15 protein-coding genes and 1 pseudogene are annotated in these 18,589 nt (G+C 71.7%); 5 read left to right on the top strand and 11 right to left on the bottom strand.

Annotated features, from left to right (window positions below):
* Positions 1-158: 158 nt before the first annotated feature.
* Positions 159-1,400, bottom strand: a complete 1,242-nt coding sequence (locus AB0C36_RS33035) for an amidohydrolase family protein (RefSeq protein ID WP_358361492.1) — start codon at positions 1,398-1,400, stop codon at positions 159-161.
* Between the two features lie 120 nt (positions 1,401-1,520).
* Here AB0C36_RS33035 and AB0C36_RS33030 point away from each other — a divergent pair, with 120 nt between their 5' ends.
* The gene (locus AB0C36_RS33030; protein ID WP_358361489.1) at positions 1,521-2,138 is read left to right on the top strand and encodes an isochorismatase family protein; all 618 of its coding nucleotides are present in this window, start codon (positions 1,521-1,523) and stop codon (positions 2,136-2,138) included.
* A 190-nt stretch (positions 2,139-2,328) separates the two neighbouring features.
* Here the strand turns inward: AB0C36_RS33030 and AB0C36_RS33025 are convergent, their stop codons facing one another.
* Positions 2,329-3,891: a class I adenylate-forming enzyme family protein gene (locus AB0C36_RS33025; protein ID WP_358361486.1), complete on the bottom strand. Its 1,563-nt coding sequence runs from the start codon at positions 3,889-3,891 to the stop codon at positions 2,329-2,331.
* A 186-nt stretch (positions 3,892-4,077) separates the two neighbouring features.
* Between AB0C36_RS33025 and AB0C36_RS33020 the strand changes: the two genes are divergently transcribed.
* Positions 4,078-4,512 carry a Rieske (2Fe-2S) protein gene (locus tag AB0C36_RS33020; RefSeq protein ID WP_358361484.1) on the top strand — a complete coding sequence of 145 codons (435 nt, stop codon included), beginning with the start codon at positions 4,078-4,080 and terminating at the stop codon, positions 4,510-4,512.
* A gap of 42 nt (positions 4,513-4,554) precedes the next feature.
* On the opposite strand, the gene AB0C36_RS33015 is transcribed toward AB0C36_RS33020, so the two are convergent.
* On the bottom strand, positions 4,555-5,808 hold the full coding sequence (locus AB0C36_RS33015; protein WP_358361481.1) for a DUF4328 domain-containing protein: 1,254 nt from the start codon (positions 5,806-5,808) through the stop codon (positions 4,555-4,557).
* A gap of 119 nt (positions 5,809-5,927) precedes the next feature.
* Positions 5,928-6,833 (bottom strand): DUF4328 domain-containing protein, encoded by a 906-nt coding sequence (locus tag AB0C36_RS33010; RefSeq protein WP_358361479.1) that lies wholly within the window; start codon positions 6,831-6,833, stop codon positions 5,928-5,930.
* Positions 6,834-7,026: 193 nt separating this feature from the next.
* On the opposite strand from AB0C36_RS33010, the gene AB0C36_RS33005 reads away from it, so the two are divergent.
* A complete protein-coding gene (locus tag AB0C36_RS33005; protein ID WP_358361477.1) occupies positions 7,027-8,352 on the top strand; it encodes a DUF2786 domain-containing protein in 1,326 nt (441 codons plus the stop codon).
* Between the two features lie 53 nt (positions 8,353-8,405).
* Here AB0C36_RS33005 and AB0C36_RS33000 read toward each other — a convergent pair whose 3' ends face one another.
* The 7 genes from AB0C36_RS33000 to AB0C36_RS32970 form a co-directional block, all read right to left on the bottom strand.
* Positions 8,406-9,902: a hypothetical protein gene (locus AB0C36_RS33000; protein WP_358361475.1), complete on the bottom strand. Its 1,497-nt coding sequence runs from the start codon at positions 9,900-9,902 to the stop codon at positions 8,406-8,408.
* Positions 9,903-10,258: 356 nt separating this feature from the next.
* Positions 10,259-11,257, bottom strand: a complete 999-nt coding sequence (gene hemB, locus AB0C36_RS32995) for a porphobilinogen synthase (RefSeq protein ID WP_435839166.1) — start codon at positions 11,255-11,257, stop codon at positions 10,259-10,261.
* 3 nt (positions 11,258-11,260) lie between these two features.
* Complete coding sequence (locus AB0C36_RS32990; protein WP_358361473.1) at positions 11,261-12,868, bottom strand: bifunctional uroporphyrinogen-III C-methyltransferase/uroporphyrinogen-III synthase; 1,608 nt, start codon at positions 12,866-12,868, stop codon at positions 11,261-11,263.
* On the bottom strand, positions 12,865-13,812 hold the full coding sequence (hemC, locus tag AB0C36_RS32985) for a hydroxymethylbilane synthase (protein ID WP_358361472.1): 948 nt from the start codon (positions 13,810-13,812) through the stop codon (positions 12,865-12,867). The genes AB0C36_RS32990 and hemC overlap by 4 nt, the downstream gene beginning before the upstream one ends.
* Before the next feature lie 64 nt (positions 13,813-13,876).
* A complete protein-coding gene (locus AB0C36_RS32980; RefSeq protein ID WP_358361470.1) occupies positions 13,877-15,265 on the bottom strand; it encodes a glutamyl-tRNA reductase in 1,389 nt (462 codons plus the stop codon).
* Between the two features lie 114 nt (positions 15,266-15,379).
* Positions 15,380-16,141 (bottom strand): redox-sensing transcriptional repressor Rex, encoded by a 762-nt coding sequence (locus AB0C36_RS32975; protein ID WP_358361467.1) that lies wholly within the window; start codon positions 16,139-16,141, stop codon positions 15,380-15,382.
* A 161-nt stretch (positions 16,142-16,302) separates the two neighbouring features.
* Entirely contained in the window at positions 16,303-16,575 is a 273-nt protein-coding gene (locus AB0C36_RS32970) for a glutaredoxin family protein (protein WP_358361464.1), read from the bottom strand.
* A 167-nt stretch (positions 16,576-16,742) separates the two neighbouring features.
* Here AB0C36_RS32970 and AB0C36_RS32965 point away from each other — a divergent pair, with 167 nt between their 5' ends.
* The gene (locus tag AB0C36_RS32965; protein WP_358361462.1) at positions 16,743-17,765 is read left to right on the top strand and encodes an HAD family hydrolase; all 1,023 of its coding nucleotides are present in this window, start codon (positions 16,743-16,745) and stop codon (positions 17,763-17,765) included.
* Between the two features lie 482 nt (positions 17,766-18,247).
* Positions 18,248-18,589, top strand: a pseudogene (locus AB0C36_RS32960) (ECF subfamily RNA polymerase sigma factor, BldN family); the annotation flags it as partial.

Here is an 18,589-nt window from a genome sequence, read left to right as displayed (position 1 = left end):
GAAGTACCCCTGGTCCGGTTTCGCCCTGGAGTCTAGATCTGACGGCCAATCAAATGACGACTAGTCAAATACCCGGAGACGGCCCACCGGACGCTTCGCTTCCGCGTCGTGGTGGGCCGCCCGAGAATGCGGGGCCGTCGACGACGGCCCCACCGGACCTACTTGTCGTGGTCCAGGTTGAGCATGCGGATCGCGTTGCCGCGGATGATCTTGTAGACCGTGCCCGCGTCGAGCCCCGCGAGGTGCTCCTCGGCGACCTTCTTGGTGTGCGGCCAGGTCGAGTCGACGTGCGGGTAGTCGGTCTCGAACGTCACGTTGTCCACGCCGATGACATCGAGCGAGTTGACCCCGTGCTGGTCGCGGAAGAAGCAGGCGAACATGTTCTGGTGGAAGTAGAACGACGGGCGCTCGGGCAGGCCGTCGCCGACGCCGGCCCACGCGCGGTGCTCCTCCCACACGTCGTCCATGCGCTCCAGCGCGTACGGGATCCAGCCCATCTGGCCCTCGGAGTACGCCAGCTTGAGGCGCGGGTAGCGGGCGGGGATGCCGGCGAAGATGAAGTCCGCCATCGACGCCATCGCGTTGTTGAAGCTGAGGCTGGCCTGCACGGCGGCGGGCGCGTCCGGGGACGCGGCCGGCATCGTCGAGGACGACCCGATGTGCATGTTGATGGTGACCTCGCGCTCCTCGCAGATGCGGAAGAACGGGTCCCAGTAGCCGGTGTGGATGCTCGGCAGGCCCAGGAACGCCGGGATCTCCGAGAAGCACACCGCGTGCACGCCGCGGTCGGCGTTGCGGATGATCTCCGCGACGGCGAGGTCGACGTCCCACAGCGGGATGATGATCAGCGGGATCAGGCGGCCGCCCGAGTCACCGCACCACTCCTCGACCATCCAGTCGTTGTACGCCCGGACGCACGCGAGCGCGACCTCCTTGTCCTTCGCCTCGGAGAAGGTCTGGCCGCAGAAGCGCGGGAAAGTCGGGAAGCACAGGGAGGCCTCGACATGGTTGAGGTCCATGTCCTTGAGGCGCTCCTTGGGGTCGTACAGACCCGGGCGCATCTCCTCGCGCGTGATGCCCTCAAGGGTCATCTGGTCGCGGCTGAAGCCGACGGCCGCGATGTTCCGCTTGTACGGGAAGCGCAGGTCCTCGTAGAACCACCAGTCCGCGAGCGGGCCGTCGGGGTCGGTCGTGATCTTGTAGCTGGCACCGGTGTACTCGAGCTGCCCGATACCCGTCTGGACGTGCTTGGGACCCCGGTCTTGGTACTTGGCCGGCAGCCAACGCTCGAACAGGTGCGCCGGTTCGATGACGTGGTCATCGACACTGATGATCTTCGGGAGTTCCCCGAAGCTGTTGCCGGACTCGGTGGCGTCCTGCTCGGGCAGGTTGGCGCTCATCGGCCCCTCCTACGGACTGAATCTGATGGACCGCTACGGACTGAATCTGATGGACCGTCAGATTTAGCGTAATCTCTCCCCGCAGGCAACAGCAAGCCGATGGTCAGTCAGGAGACTCACATGGCACTTGATCCGGGCACGTTGCTCGCCCCGGGCACGACCGCGCTGGTCACCCAGGAATGCCAGAACGGGGTGATCGGAAAGAACGCCGTCTTCCCGGCTTTGGCGGAGCAGACCCAGGGTCTGATTCCGGCCATCGACCAACTGTGCCGTGCGGCCCGGTCGGCGGGCGTCCCGGTGCTGCACTGCCTCGCGCTGCGCCGCGAGGACGCGCAGGGCGCGAACCGGAACGCGCGCATGTTCGGCGCCGCGGCCAAGGCATCCGTGCAGCTCACGCCCGGATCGGCGGCCGCGGAGGTCGCGGACGGTATCGAAGTGGCGCCTTCCGACCTGGTTCTGACGAGGTATCACGGACTGGGGCCAATGGCCGATACCGGTCTTGCGTCGGTGCTGCGGAACCTCGGCGTGACCACCGTCGTGGGGGTCGGCGTGTCGCTCAACGTGGGCATGGTCAACTTCGCGATGGACGCGGTGAACGCCGGATTCCAGTTCGTGGTCCCGCGCGACGCGGTGGCGGGATTCCCTCCCGAATACGCCGAAGCGGTGCTCGCCAACACGCTGAGCGCTGTGGCGACCATCACGACGACGGAGGCCGTGGCCGCCGCCTGGCGCACCTGATGAGCCGGACATAAGGGACGATCTTCCGTCCACCGGCCCGGACATCGACGAGGGGCGCCGCGCTCGCGCGCGGCGCCCCTCGTCGCGTTTCGGCGCCTCCCGGCGCCTCTCGGCGCCTCCCGTTGCGTCCCGTCGTGTCCGGTCGCGGCAACTCGCGTGAACGTGCGTCCCCGGCCGCAGACGTCGGCAACTACCTCTGCGGCGCCCAGGGCTTGGCGTTGTACTCGTCGCGGATCTTGAACTTCAGCACCTTGCGCAGCGTCTCGTTGCGCGGCAGCGAGTCCACGATCTCCAACTGCTCCGGGACCTTCATCACCATCAGGCCCGCGTCCTTCAGGTACTGCACCATCTCCGCGAACTCCAGGTCCGGTTCGCCCGGCTGGCGCTCGACCACCGCGCACACGCGCTCGCCGCGCTCGCGGTCGTTCAGCCCCACGACCGCGACGTCCGCGACCTTCGGGTGCGCGAAGAGCAGGTCCTCGATCTCCCGCGCGGAGATGTTCTCGCCCTTGCGGATGATGACGTCCTTGAGCCGCCCGGTGAGCGACAGGTGGCCGTCGGCACGCAGCTTGCCCAGGTCACCCGTGTGGTAGAAGCCGTCCGCGTCGAACGCGTCCTTCGTCAGCTCCGGGTCGGTGTAGCCCTTGAACACCATCGGGCCGCGCAGCCGGACCTCGCCCTCCTCGTCGGGGCCGGCGAGCGTGCCGTCGGCGCGGACGATGCGGACCTCGATGCCGAAGACCGGTTTGCCCTCGCTGTACGTGAGCTGGTCCTCGGAGTCGTTCGGGCCGCCCTGCGCGATCATCGGGCACTCGGTCATGCCGTACCCGTGGCACAGCACCGCCTGCATCTCGTCGACGACCTCGCGGAACAGCTCCGGCGGCTTGGGCGCGCCGCCGCCCGAGACGATGCGCAGCGTCGGGATGATCTTGACGCCCGGCTGCTTGCGCTGCTCGTTCAGGAACGCGACGTAGAACGCGGTGGAGCCGCCGACCATGGTGACGCCGAGGCGCGCGTACACCGGGATGACCCCGGCCGGGTCGAACGTCTCGATGATGACCGCCGGAAAGCCGGTGATCAGCAGCGTGTTGACGTAGTCGGGGCCGGCGATGTGCGCGTACGGGAACGCGATCGAGCCGACGTCGGTCTCCGACATGTCGAGCGCCTTGGCCAGCCCGATGCCGCCCGCGATGAGCGTGCCGTCGGTGTGCTGCACGCCCTTCGGGTCGGACGTCGTGCCGGACGTGTAGTACAGCCAGCGCACCCCGTCGCCGTCGGCCGGGGCCGGCGGGAGCGTGGCCGGGTCGCCCTCGGGGAGGTTGTCGTACGCGGTCAACACGGTGAGGCCGCCCGGCACTTCCTTGGCCAGCGCCTCGCCCATCGCGACGAAGTCGAAGCCCTTCCAGGTGCCCGGGGTGATGTAGTACTCGGCGTCGGTCTGCCGGAGGCAGAAGCCGACCTCCTTCTCCCGGTAGAAGGGGATGATCGGGTTCTGCACGGCACCGAGGCGCGCGAGCGCGGTGGCCGCGACGATCGACTCGATGCGGGTCGGCAGCTGCCAGGTCACACGCGTGCCGGCGGTGATCCCCAGAGCGTGGTAGCCGGCCGCGACCCGCTCCGCCCACGCCTTGAACTCGCCGAAGGTGACCTTGCGGTCCTCCGGGTCGAGCAGCATCGGGGTGTCCGGCGACGCCGCGGCACGGCGCTCGACCAGCTCCCAGAGCGTCCTGGCGTCGTAGATCGGATCAGACACGTGCCCTCCACGTGAGATGGTTCGCCAACCCGGCCGCTGTTTTCCGCGCCTGCACGACGGGCACAACATGCCGACCTGACGGTACGTCAGAAGAGGTCCGCGCCGGAAGGGTGGGCGAGGTCACGCGGGTGAATTCGATCACCGATCGCCTGTCATTCCCGATGAGGTATGCCTACCCTGCCCGGTATGAAGGTGCCGTTCCGCCGGGACCGCTCCGGCACCACGCACGCGGCGGCCGCACCCGCCGCGGTCCCCGACGGGGCCGTACGCGTGGGGCCGCTCTCCGACGTGCCGGAGGGCGCCGCACGGCGCGTGCACGACCGGCCGCCGATCGCGGTGCTGCGGCACGGGGGCACCGTGCACGCGTTCGAGGACCGCTGCCCGCACGCGGGCGCCCTGCTGTCCCGCGGCAAGGTCTCCGGCGACTCGGTGACGTGCCCGTCGCACCGGACCGTCTTCCGGGTCGACACGGGCAAGTCGTCGGGCGAGTTCTCCTGCCGCGCGCTGCGGACGTACCCGGTGGTGACGGTCGACGGGACCGTGTACGTCGACACCGCCGCACGCTCGCCGCGCGACGCCCGGCGCGGCAAGTGCGGGGACGGTACGGCGGCCGACGTCTGAGCAGTTGGACATCGGCGGCGTCCTGCTGTCGGCGAACGGTCGTCAGGACTGCGGCTCGGGCTGTGAGGGCTGCGGGGGCTGCCCGGGCTGCGAGTTCGACGCCTCGGACAGTGCGGGCCGCCCGGGCTGCGCGGGCCGCCCGGGCTGCGCGGGCTGCCCGGGCTGCGCCGAGGGCTCGGAGCTCGGCGGCAGCGGGGCCTGCGGCGGCGCCGGGACCGGGAAGCCGCCGGACGTCGGCGGCGCACCCCACATCGCCTGCGGCCCGCTCATCGCCCACAGTTGCCCGGTGCGCTCGTTCTGGAGCGCGGTGATGCGGCGCACCAGCAGGATCGCGAAGACTCCGGCGATCACAAAGAGCACGCCCGCGATCGCGCCGAGGCGGTCCGACGCGATGACGTCGTCGAGCGACCCGGTGTCGTCCTGGCTGTAGCCGTCGCGGGCGCGAGCTGTGCCGACCCGGTTGATCACGGTGGCCACCGAGAACGCCACCCACCAACTGGCGATCAGCGTGACGCGGCCGAACGGGTTGCCGATGTCGGCGGCGCCCTTGGACGCGTCGCTGCCCTTCCACAGATCACTGGCGATCCGCGCCGGGAACCACATGTTGACCACCGGGCAGATCCATCCGCCGATCGCCCACCCGCGGCCGAGCCGCGGCCGGTGCAACCCGAACATCTCGACGTTCTTCCGGGCACGGAAGAACCAGACGACGAACACCACGGCCGTGGCGATGAACACGATCATGTCGAGCCCCGAGGCGACGAGGACGAAGTCGTCCGCCGACGCCAACTCGTCCAGGCTCACGCCGCCCAGTTCGCCGCTGAATGGATCGACGTCGAACGGATCGGCGTCGCGCAGGTCCCCGACCAGCGACGCCCGCCGGAAACTCGCCACGGCGACGGCCGCCGAGGCCGCCATCGAGGCCGCGAGCAGTGCGTACAACGCGATCGCCAGGCCGCCGACGGACTTGAGCTGCCACAGCTGCCAGCCCTGGGCGGCCGGGGCCGGCGGGGCGGTGTCCCAGGCGGCGCGGGCCGCCTTGGCGGACTCGAGTGTGCCGACCGTGTCCGCTGGCGACCGCCACGAGTCGTCACCGCGGTCCTCCGCGAAGCTCCAGGCGGCTTCGTCGCGGTCGTCCGGGCGGTCGTCCGGGCGGTCGCCTCGGTGGTCGTCGGCGCGGTCGTCGGCACCGCCGCCGGGCCGGCACGGGTCGGCGCCCGGACCGGCCGCGGGTCTCCCGCAGTTCGTGCAACGCGTGGAAAGCGTCGAGGTCGCACCGCAATCCGGGCACAACAAATGAACCCCCCGAAATGGCATGAGACGGGCCGCGGCAGGAAGCGGCCGGTTCGTGTAGCGCGCATCATGCCGCGTCGGGGTAGCAAGGTCACGCGCGATTTCCGGGCCCCGCAGTGGGCTCAGTCCCGCGCTGCCTCGGCCCACGGGGACCTCGGGAGAGGCGCGATCGAGGCCGCGGCGGTCGTACGCCATCGCGGCGGCGACCCGTGCGTCGCCCACAACTGCCGGGTCCGCTCCGTCTGGAGCGCGGTGACGCGGTGCACCAGGGGGATCGCGAACGCGCCGGCGACCACCATGAGCAGCCCCGACGCCGCCGCGATCCGGCTCCACAGCAGGAACCCGTCGGTGCCGTCGTCGAACGGGAGGATGTGGAACCGGTCGGCGACCGCCCCGAACCCCGCGACGAGCCGGTCCACGGACACGGCGAGGACGAACGGAACCCACCAACATGTGATCAGGACCGTGCGTCCGACCGGACCGCCGGTCTGCCGGGCGCCCCGCGCCCCGTGGCTCCCCGTCCAGATGTCGTGCGCGATACGCGCCGGGAACCACAGGTTCACCACCGGGCAGAACCATCCGCCGACCGACCAGCCCGGGCCCAGCCGCGGGCGGTCCGGTCCCATCCACATCACGTTCCGCCGGGCCCGGTGGAACCAGGCGATGAAAACGGCCCCCGTCACCGCCAGCGCGACCGTGGAGACCGTCGTGCTCACGACGACGAAGTCGTCCGCCGCGGCCATCGCCTTCAGGTCGCCGAACGACCTGGCCTTCGGGTCGCCGTGGAAGAAATCGTCCACGCGCTCGGCCCGGTGGAGGTACGCCGCGGCGGAGACGGCGAAGGCGATCACGGTGGCGCCGAGCAGGACGTACAGCACGACCGCCAGGCGGACGAGCGGCTTGATCCGCCACAACTGCCAGCCGTCGGAGGTCGGCGGCCGCGGGTCGACCGGGCCGGGCAGCGGCGCTCCGCAGTCGGTGCAGCGGGTCGCAAATGCGGACTCGGCGCCGCAGTCAGGGCACAGCAAGAGGGACCCCCGGTGAGGCCGTGGGACCGGCCTGCGACGGAACGCGGCCGGGGCGGATGGCGTAGCGGGCATCATGCCGTGCCGGACGATCAAGGTCACCCGCCTTGTCCGGGAACCGCACCGACCGGCCGCGCACGCGGGGTGCGCCGACTCGGCGGACCGCGGTTGCCGCCGCGTACCGGACAATGGACGGATGCCCTCCGCACTCCTGGACGAGATCCTGCACGGCCTCATCGGCGCGCCCGACGAGGACGCCGTGCAGCTCGCGGTCGACTCCGGGGCGTCCCGGCTGGCCGAGTCGGCCGCGCGGTGGCCGGACATGAGCAGGGCGTACCTCGCCCTCGCGGAACGTGTCGCGGCCGGCTGCTGGGCCCGCGGATGGCAGCCCGCCGACGTCGTACGCATGGTGGACCGCGCCTTCGCCGACGAGCGCCCGGCCGACCGGCACGTCCGCATCGCCGTCGACGTCGTCGCCGCGGCGCAGCGCCGCGAGTCCGCGGCCGCGGGCGGACCCCGGTGGCAGCGGCAGATACGCGAGCTGGACGCGGACGTGTGGTGGGACGGCGACGACACATACCTGCCCGGACTGGCCGCACGGATGAATGTGACCCGCTTCACCTGTGCCGGCTACGTGCTCGAAGTCCTGCGGGTGCTCGCCCGCCTCCCGGGCATCGTGCCGCTGCACGCCGAGGCCGCCGAACCGGGGCCGCGGCACGGCGCCGATCCGGCCGCCGCGAACGGCCGCGGAACCGGCGCCGAGCCGCCGCGCATGCTCGGACGCATCCGCGCGCTGCTCGCCAAGGCGGAGTCGACCGAGTTCCCCGAGGAGGCCGAGGCGCTGTCCGCCAAGGCCCAGGAACTCATGGCCCGGCACAGCATCGACGAGGCCTTGCTCGCGGCCGGCCCCGGTGCGGGACCCGGCGTACGGCCCACCGCCGTCCGGGTCGGCGTGGACGCGCCCTACGACGAGGCCAAGGCGATGCTGCTGGACGCGGTCGCCGAGGCGAACCGCTGCCGTACGGTCTGGTCCCCCGACTTCGGCTTCTCCACGGTCATCGGCTTCGACACCGACGTCGACGCGGTCGAACTCCTCTACACGTCGCTGCTCGTGCAGGCGACCGCGGCGATGACGCGCGCCGGAGGCCGCTCGCGCGGCGGGCGCAATCGGTCGGGCTCACGCGACTTCCGGCAGTCGTTCCTCATTGCGTACGCGGGCCGCATCGGCGAGCGCCTCTCGGCGGCCGCCCTGCGGGCCGAACGCGAAGCCGCCCGTGAGGCGGCGGCCGGAGCAGGCGCGGGGCGGGTCGACGCCGACGGCGCGGCAAGCCCGGCCGGCTCCGACGACGCGCTCCTGCCGGTGCTTGCCGCCCGGGACGTCGCCGTACGCGAGGCCGCCGAGGAGATGTTCCCGAACCTGACGACGCACCGGGTCCGGATCCGCGACGAGGAAGGCTGGATCCACGGCAAGGCGGCCGCGGACCGGGCGCGGTTGCAGCCCCGCCCGATCGGCAACGCCTGACGTACCGCGGTCGGCGGCGGCACTCGGCTCGCCGCCGGTTGTCACGCCCGCTGTCACGCCCGGCGGACCGAGCGCCGGGACCGGTCGGCCGCGGCGGCGATCGGGGACATGGTCCGGGCAATCGTGTCGATCATGTCCCGGAGGTCCGTGTTCACCGATGCCGAGTCCGGGACGGACAAACGCGATCCGGCGGTCTCGGGCGCACGCACCTCGGCGGTCGGCCTCGGCGGTCCGGACGGCGCCGCCGCTTCGGCGGGTGCCGGAACTCCCTTCGCGGGCAGCGGTGTTCGATCCTTCTCCGGTGGCGGCGGCGGAGCGGACGCGGGCGGCGCCGACGGGAAGGGATCGACCAACCGGGGCGCGGCCGGGGTCCCGACGGCGGGGATGCGGACGGACGGAGCGTCGACGCCGGCCGGGTCGACGGCAGCGGTGTCAACGGCAGCCGGGTCGCCTGCGGGAAGGTCGGCAGGGGGAAGGTCGGCAGCGGGAGCGTCGACGGAAGCGGCGCGCGGGGCCGGGAGGGGCAGCGGCGTCTCGGCTTCGGCGCGTTCGTCGACGGGAGCGGCAGGGGCGGCGGAAGTGGCGGAAGTGGCGGTGACGGAAGCGGGGGCAGGTGCCGCGGGGGGCGCAGGGGCAGCAGGGGCGAACAGAGCCAGTGCCCGCGCCACGGCCTCCCAGTAGATCGACGCCGCGACGGGCATGAGACCCGAGACCACGCACGCGTGCAGGCGCAGGCACAGCCCCCGCGTCCAGTCCCAGAAGAGCGCCACGACCCTCGTGGCGGCGGCAGTCGCCGAGAACGGACCGGCCTGATCCGCCGGAACCGCCTGGTCCGCCGCAACCGGCAAGTGCGCGGGCTCCGTGGCGGACGTCGACGCGACCGAGATGTCCGCGACAGAGATGTCCGCGGCCGAGATGTCCGCGGCCGCGGTGGCGTTCGTCAGCCACGGGTTCTCCGCGGTTGCCGCCGGGGGCTGCCCGTCGACCAGCGCCGCGCCCAACTTCCCTTGTTCATAAGGGCCTTCGATGGCACCCCAGGCGATGTCCCCTTCGGTGACCCGGGCATGCAGGGCCTCCAGGAAGTCACCCGGCGACTGTGGCACCGCATTCGCGCCCACCGAGGACGGCAGCAACATGTCCAGCTGCCAAAGGAGTTCGCCGGACGGTTCCCGACACAGCACCGCGCGCGTGGCAGTGGCCCACAATGCGTCCAGTTTTTCCAGCGGTTCGGCGACCCGGGTACGCCACACCGTGTCGGCCCCCAGGAGACCCGCCTCGGCCATCACGTCGTCGAGCCCGTCGTCGCCGACGACGTCCGACAGGTCCCCGAGCAGCCCGCGCAGGGCCTCGTCGATCGCAAGCTCGCGCACCATGCGGTGCAGGATCGTACGGGAGGCCCAGGCCTGCCCGTGATCCGGGGGCCGGGGCAACTGCACTGGTACGTCCAGGAGTCCGTCGCGCAGGCCGACCACCACACCGTGTCCCGCGAGTTGGCAGAGCACGCGGCTGTAGGCCCCGCTCGCGCGCCACTCGGGCGGGGTGTCCCGCAATACCCGCCGCACTCCGCCAACTGCCGTGTGCAGGGCGTCTCTCAGGACCTGGGAGTCAAGGTCCGCCTGCTGCGCGCTCCACCGGAGGTTTCGCCTGTCCCGGAACCATGATCCTCGGATCCCGTCCGTCATGCGGTCGCCCGATCCTTCGTCGTCCTACAGGAGCGTTTCGCATGATAGGAAAACGACTGCACAGTGAGACACCCGCAACCTCATAGCCAAGGATGTTCTTTACGTTCGGCGGGTTTGCCGCACGGCACGGTTCGCCATCCAAGGCGCGCGACGCGCACTTCGGCGCGTCTCGCGACGCGCGGCTCGAAGCAGCTTGTGACGCACGCCCCGTGGCGGCTCGCGGGTCAGCGGAGCTTGCGCGCGACCTCGGCGGCCCAGTAGGTGAGGATGCTGGTCGCGCCCGCGCGGCGGATGCCGGTGAGGGTCTCCAGGATCACCCGGTCGCGGTCGATCCAGCCGTTGGCGGCGGCGGCCTCGACCATCGCGTACTCGCCGCTCACCTGGTACGCGGCGACCGGGACATGGACCTCGTCGGCGATGCGCCGCACGATGTCGAGGTACGACATCGCGGGCTTCACCATCACCATGTCGGCGCCCTCGGCGATGTCGAGCAGCACCTCGCGCAGGGACTCGTCGGCATTGGCCGGGTCCTGCTGGTAGCTCATGCGGTCGCCCTGCAGCGTGGACTCGACGGCCTCGCGGAAGGGGCCGTAGAAGCCGCTCGCGTACTTGGCGCTGTACGCGAGGATCGACACGTCCGTGTGGCCGGCGGCGTCCAACGCCCGGCGTACGTGCGCGACCTGACCGTCCATCATGCCGCTCGGGCCGAGCATGTGGGCGCCCGCCTCGGCCTGCACGACGGCCATCTCCGCGTACCGGTCGAGGGTGGCGTCGTTGTCGACGGTGCCGTCCTCGCGCAGCACGCCGCAGTGGCCGTGGTCGGTGAACTCGTCGAGGCACAGGTCCGACATGATCACCGTGTCGTCGCCGACTTCGGCCGCGACGTCGCGCAGGGCGACCTGGAGGATCCCGTCCGGGTCGGTGCCGGCGCTGCCGCAGGCGTCCTTCGCCGACGGGATCCCGAACAGCATCAAGCCGCCCACACCGGCCGAGACGGCCTCGTGAGCGGCTTTGCGCAGCGTGTCGCGGGTGTGCTGGACGACGCCGGGCATCGAGGAGATCGGCACCGGCTCGGTGGCGCCCTCGCGTACGAAGAGCGGCAGGATCAGGTCGGCCGGGTGCAGCCGGGTCTCCGCGACCAGTCGGCGCACCGCCGGGGTCCGGCGCAGCCTCCTCGGTCGAACCAGAGGGAACCCGCCGGACCCTGACAGCGCGTCAGACATGGGTTACTTCGCCTTCCTCCGCGATCCGGGACGGCGCTCGCTGGGCTTCGTCACCGGTTCGCCTGCTTCGATGAGTGAGGCGCGGCGGGCCGCGCCGAATTCCGCGAGGGCCTCGGCGAGGGCGGCGACCGACGGCTCGGGGGCCATCACGTCGACCCGCAGGCCGTGCTCCTCCGCGGTCTTGGCGGTCGCCGAGCCGATGCACGCGATGACCGTCACCGCGTGCGGCTTGCCCGCGATGCCGACCAGGTTGCGGACCGTCGAGGACGACGTGAAGAGCACGGCGTCGAAGCCGCCGCCCTTGATCGCCTCGCGGGTGTCCGCGGGCGGGGGCGCCGCCCGGACGGTGCGGTAGGCCGTGACGTCGTCGACCTCCCAGCCGAGTTCCACCAGACCGGCCACCAGTGTCTCGGTGGCGATGTCGGCGCGCGGCAGGAAGACGCGGTCGATCGGGTCGAAGACCGGGTCGTACGGCGGCCAGTCCTCCAGGAGCCCGGCCGCGGACTGCTCGCCCGACGGGACCAGGTCCGGCTTGACGCCGAAGTCGATGAGCGCGCGGGCGGTCTGCTCGCCGACCGCGGCCACCTTGATGCCCGCGAAGGCGCGCGCGTCGAGCCCGTACTCCTCGAAGCGCTCGCGTACCGCCTTGACGGCGTTGGTCGAGGTGAACGCGACCCACTCGTAGCGTCCGGTGACCAGGCCCTTGATGGCCCGCTCCATCTGCTGCGGGGTACGCGGCGGCTCGACCGCGATGGTCGGCACCTCGTGCGGCACCGCACCGTACGAGCGCAACTGCTCGGACAGCGAGGCCGACTGCTCCTTGGTGCGCGGCACCAGGACCCGCCAGCCGAAGAGCGGCTTGGTCTCGAACCAGGACAGGATGTCCCGCTGGCCCACGACCTCGCCGACGACTATGACGGCCGGGAGCGTGACGCGCGCGGCCTTGAGGTCGGCGGCGACCGCGGCCAGCGTCGAGCAGATGGTGCGCTGCTCGGTCGTCGTGCCCTGGGTCGTCACCGCCACCGGGGTGGCCGGCTTGCGTCCGCCCGCGACGAGCTCCTGCGCGATCTCGGCGATCTGGTCCACCGCGCCACGCAGCACGAGCGTGCCGTCGGTCGCGCCGACGGTCGCCCAGTCCACGGACGGCTCCGCGGTGTCGAGCACGCGTACCCCGCCGCCCGCGCGGGGGCCGGTCAGCGGCACACCGGCGTACGCCGGGACCGCGGTCGACACCGGTACCCCGGGGACGACCTCGAACGGCACCTTCGCCTTGGCGACGGCGGTGATCTCGTCGACGACGCCGTGGTCCACAACCGGGTCGCCGTCCACGGTGCGCACCACGGCGCGGCCTGCACGGGCCGCCGTGACGATCAGCTTCGCCCGGCCGGCGGCCGCGAGCGGCTCACCGTCCTCGGCACCCGCGGGGTCGACGACCTCGACGTCGGCACGGCAGTGGAACAGCACCTGGGCACGCGTGGCCGCGTCGGCGACGACGACGTCGGCCTCGGCCAGCACCTCGACGGCGCGCAGGGTCAGGAGTCGGGGATCGCCGGGGCCCGCACCGACGAAGGTGACGGTTCCGCTTGGCTTCTTCTTCGCTCTGGGGCTCAAGGGACGCGCTCCCCCATAAGACCGGCGGCACCCCGGGCAAGCATCTCCTTGGCCAGCTCTCGGCCTAGAGACGCCGCCTCGTCCAGGGGTCCGGTGGCGGACAACCGTACGCTGTGGGATCCGTCGCCGTTGGCGACGACCGCCCGCAGGTACAGCTCGGTGACCTCCTCGCCGTCGGACTCTCCCACGGACACGTCCGCGAGAGCGCCCACCGGAGCCGAGCAACCGGCCTCCAGTTCGGCGAGCAGCATGCGCTCGGCGAGCACGGCGGCCCGGGTGTCCGGGTCGTCGAGCACGGCGAGCAGTTCGACGAGTGCGGGGTCCGAAGACTTGCACTCGACGGCCAGAGCCCCCTGACCGGGGGCCGGCAGCATTTGGAGCGGGTCGAGGACCTCGGTGGCCTCGTCCGCACGGCCGAGGCGGGCCAGGCCCGCCTTGGCGAGGACGACCGCGTCGAGCTCACCGGAGGTGACGTACCCGATGCGGGTGTCGACGTTGCCGCGGATCGGCACGATCTCGTGGCCGAGGCCGAGCGCGAGCAACTGCGCGGCCCGGCGCGGCGATCCGGTGCCGATGCGCGAGCCGGCCGGCAGCTCGCCCAGCGTCAGCCCGTCGCGGGCCACGAGGGCGTCGCGCGGGTCGTGGCGCGGCGGCACCGCGGCGAGCGCGAACTCGTCGGGCGTCGCGGTCGGCAGGTCCTTGAGCGAGTGGACCGCGAAGTCGATGCTCCCGTCCAGGAGCGCGTCGCGCAGCGCGGAGACGAAGACGCCCGTGCCGCCGATCTGCGCCAGGTGCTCGCGCGAGGTGTCGCCGTACGTGGTGATCTCCACCAGCTCAACCTGACGGCCCGTCAACTTCGTGAGCTGCTCGGCCACATGGCCGGACTGGGCCATGGCCAGCGCGCTGCGGCGGGTGCCGAGGCGCAGGGCGGTCTCCGTGTTCATGCCGCCACCTCGATTCGCACGGCGGCCGCATCCGCGAAACGCACCTTCTTGTCGATTCGCTCGCTCATGCCGCACCTGCCTCTCCTGCGGAGGCACCGGACGAGAGGTCCGCGTCGAGTACCTGGGCGACGTCGATGTCGGCGTCCGCGCCGACATCGGCACGGCTGACCGCGGCCATCGGGCCGGGGCCGAGGTCGAACAGCGTGCGCAGCGCCTCGGCGTACGACGCGCCGCCCGGCTCGCCCGCGAGCTGCTTGACCCGCACCGTCGGAGCGTGCAGCAGCTTGTCCACGATGCGGCGGATGGTCAGTTCGACCTCGCCGCGCTCCTTCGCGTCCAAGTCGGGGGTACGCCCGGCCAGTCGCTCCAGCTCCCCGCGCACCACATCGGCGGCCATCGCGCGTAGAGCGACCACGGTCGGGGTCACCGCCTGCGCGCGCTGCGCGGCCGCGAACTCGGCCACCTCGTCGCCGACCAGGCGCCGCACGACGTCGACGTCGACGGTGCCGTGCGCGCCGGTGCCGACGTCCGCGAGGACTTCGAGGTCGATCAGGTGCACGCCGTCCATGTCGCGCACCCGCGCGTCCACGTCGCGCGGCAGCGCCAGGTCGATCAGCACGAGCGGACGGTCGACGCCGCGCTCGCGGCGGGCTTCGAGGACCGCCTCGATGTCGGCCGCGGTGACCACCAGGCCGGTCGCGCCGGTGCACGAGATCACCAGGTCGGCGGAGGTCAGCGCGTCCTGGAGGGCGGCCATCGGCACGGCCCGGCCGCCGACCTGGTCGGCCAGGTGCTCGGCGCGCTCGTACGTGCGGTTGGTGATGAGGATCGTGCCCGCGCCCTGGCGCTGCAGCGTCGTCGCGGCGAGCGCGCTCATCGAGCCGGCGCCGACCACGAGGGTGCGGGTGCCGCCGACGTGCCCGCCGACCAGCTCGGCCTGTTCGAGGCCGACGGTCACCAGCGACTGGCCGGCACGGTCGATGTCGGTCTCGCTGTGCGCGCGCTTGCCGACCCGCAGCGCCTGCTGCACGAGGTCGTTGAGGACACGGCCCGCCGTGTCGTACTCCTGGGCGAGCGCGAGGGAGGTCTTGAGCTGGCCGAGGATCTGGCCCTCGCCGATCACCATCGAGTCGAGGCCGCACGCCACGGAGAACAGGTGGTGGACCGCCCGCTCTTCGTAGTGCACGTACAGGTGGGGGGTCAGCTCTTCGAGGGGTACGCCGGTGTGCCGGGCCAGCAGCCCGGACAGGTCGGAGACGCCACCGTGGAAGCGGTCGACGTCGGCGTACAGCTCGACGCGGTTGCACGTCGACAGCAGGAACGCCTCGGCGACCGGCTCCGCGGCGGCCATGTCCTGGAGCAGCTTGGCCTGGCCGTCGCCGGCCACGGCGACGCGCTCCAACAGGCTGACCGGGGCCGTGCGATGGCTGAGCCCCACGACGAGGACGCTCATGCGGCCTCCTCGGTACGCGAGGGTGCCGCATTCGCGAAACGCATCCCTCTGCTGTTCCGCTCGCTGCGCTCGTTCATGTCGCCCCCTGGCAACAGACGTACGTGCTCCGGGCGTTCACGCCGGCATCACCTCGGGCAGGTCGCCGCCCACGTCGCCGGCCCGGGAGGCCGCGGCGCCGGGTGCGGCGGGGGGAAGGTTGGGGGCAGCGCCGTCGCTGGTGGACTTGCGCTGCTCGTGGAAGGCCAGGATCTGCAGCTCTATCGACAGATCGACCTTGCGCACATCGACGCCCTCGGGGACGGAGAGGACGGTCGGGGCGAAGTTCAGGATGCTCGTGATTCCGGCCGCCACGAGGCGGTCGCACACCCCCTGCGCGGCAGGCGCGGGAGTGGTGATGACCCCGATGGAGACGTGGTCGTCGCGCACGATCTGCTCGAGGTCGTCCATGTGCCGCACGACCATCCCGGCTATGCGCTGGCCCGCCACGGCGCGGTCGGCGTCCAGCAGCGCCGCGACCCGGAAGCCGCGCGACGCGAACCCGCCGTAGTTGGCGAGCGCGTGGCCCAGGTTTCCGATGCCGATGATCGCGACCGGCCAGTCCTGCGTCAGACCGAGTTCGCGGGAGATCTGGTAGACGAGGTACTCGACGTCGTAGCCGACGCCGCGCGTGCCGTACGACCCCAGGTACGACAGGTCCTTGCGCAGCTTCGCGGAGTTGACCCCGGCGGCGGCGGCGAGTTCCTCGGAGGACACGGTGGGGACACCGCGCTCCGAGAGCGCGCTCAGCGCCCGGAGGTACAGAGGAAGCCGCGCCACCGTCGCCTCGGGAATACCGCGTCCCCGGTGCGCCGGTCGCTCGGTACGGCCTGTAGCCACGGTGCTCCTGTGGGTGGGACCTGCGGTTTCGGAATGCCAGGTTAGGCTTTTGTGAACGTGTGCACAAAGCTGGTGTCCGTTTTGTGCACCCGCCGTGACATGCATCACGCGACGGTTCCCGCGAAGTTCTGTGAAGTCGATCACAAGTGGTGACCCCGTGCTCACGCGAGGGCAGCGCGCAGTCGCCGTTCGTCGACCCGCCAGAAATCGTGCTGGCGACCGTCGACGAACGTCACCGGGATCTGCTCGCGGTACTCCTCCTCCAACTTCGCGTCGGTCGTGATGTCCACCTCCTCGAAGGGCACGCCCAACTCGCCGGTGACACGCACGATCACCGCGCGCGCGTCGTCGCACAGGTGGCAGCCCGGGCGACTCAACATGGTCACCCGGCGCTCGGACGGTGTGGCGGCACCCCGCCGTCGGAAAAGACTCACTCTTCGATTGTCCTCCGTCCGGCCCACGCCTCCGTCGCTTGTTTGCCCATTGATCACGCGCACGTTGCGGACCGGGCACCTCCGGATCAGAAGCATTACGCGAGCTTGACGACAGACCGCCACGGCGCCGCCACACAGTCGCAACGCGAGGCCGTTACGCTCGCGATATGGCTCTGCTGCGACGGAGTGTCCGAAATGTTTCCCTGACGCGCGCCGTCACGGCGGGTGAGGCCGCGGCAGCGGCCGCCCATGCCTCGGCGCACCCCGACGCAGCCGCCCGCGACATAGCGGGACGCGCGGACCGCACGCTCAACGGCAGCGCGGACGGGGCCGCGGCGGGCCCGCCAGACCTCACAAGCGCGGACGCGACCGGCGTCGCGGACGGTGCTGCGGACACCGCCGGACCGGAGGAACCGCCCGTCCTCGGGGCGGCGTTCTTCGACCTCGACAACACCGTGATGCGCGGCGCGTCGATCTTCCACCTCGCCCGCGGCCTGTACGCGCGGCGGTTCTTCGACAAGCGCGACATCGCCCGCTTCGGCTGGCAGCAGGCCCGCTTCCGGCTCGGCGGCGAGCACATGGGCCACGTGGGCGACGCGCAGGAGACCGCGCTTTCGTTCGTCAAGGGCCACTCGATCGACGAAGTCACCGCCCTGGGCGAGGAGATCTTCGACGAGTACATGGCCGACAAGATCTGGCCGGGCACGCGCGCGCTCGCCCAGATGCACCTCGACGCCGACCGGCAGGTCTGGCTGGTCACCGCCGCACCGATCGAGATCGCCAGGACGATCGCCGGCCGCCTCGGCCTGACCGGCGCGCTCGGCACCGTCTCCGAGACGTGCGACGGGGTCTACACGGGGCGCCTGGTCGGCGAGTTGCTGCACGGCGAGGCGAAAGCCGAGGCGGTGCGCGGACTCGCCGCGCACGAGAACCTCGATCTCGCGGACTGCTCGGCGTACAGCGACTCGTCGAACGACATCCCGATGCTGTCGCTGGTCGGCGACCCCTGCGCGGTGAACCCGGACGCGAAGCTGCGCCGCCACGCCCGGGAACACGGCTGGCGCGTCAAGGACTACCGCACCGGACGCAAGGCCGCCAAGATCGGCATCCCCGCGGCGGCCGGCATCGGCGCGGTCGCCGGGGCGCTCGTGGCGGGAACGGCCGTACGCCGACGGGCCGCACTCGGCTGAACGGCACGGTGGCCGAGCGACGCGGGCAGCCGAGCGACGCGGGCAGCCGAACGGCACGCGCCTGACCGAATGACGCGCACGGCCGGTCGGCCGCACTCGGCAGGGTGACCTGTCCGGCCGACCGGCCCCTTCGTGTGACCTCTCCCGTGCGTTCCGCTCCGCGGACCCGGACGCGCGGGGGTGTTCGCGCGCGTCCGCACGTGTCCACGCGTGCCGCGCGATGTCCTGACACGCCCAACACGCGGAGATGTGCGGCTTATAGCACTCGGCGGTCACCGCGTCCCGGGAATGGCCCAAACAGCACACTTCGGCTGGCCATGCGGGTAGCTTCGCATCGCCGATGAGCACACTTGGTATCCCTTCCTTTACTAAGCGTTATTCTCGATCGGCGCACAGCAGTCCCCATTGTCCCTACGATGGGTGATCGTCCCCGCACAGTAAGTCATGACGCCGATGATGATGCCGACGCAACAGGGAGTCCCGTGCACCGAATCGTCCGGGTTGACGTGACCGGGCTGGCGACGCTTCGGGCGGCGGTGGTCGCCGCGCTCGACCCCTGGCCCAACCACCTCGTTCTCGCCGCCGTCGCGGACACCGGGCCCGCCCGCGAACGCGCGTACACCGGTGTGGCCGGCCGCGCCGCCCGTACCGGCACCACCGAACCCGCCCGCCCGGCCCGAGGGTCGTCGGGCTACGGCACCGCGCGCGAGGGCGAGGCGGGCCGCATCATGGCCCTGGTCGAACTCGCCCAGGACGGGGACGGCGAGGCGTTCGCCCAGTTGTACGACAACTACCTCGACACGGTGTACCGCTACATCTACTAC

This window comes from Streptodolium elevatio, from assembly GCF_040649515.1.
Taxonomy (GTDB): domain Bacteria; phylum Actinomycetota; class Actinomycetes; order Streptomycetales; family Streptomycetaceae; genus Yinghuangia; species Yinghuangia elevatio.
Note: the sequence above shows the minus strand (reverse complement) of the source record. Positions and strands in the feature narration are given on the sequence as shown.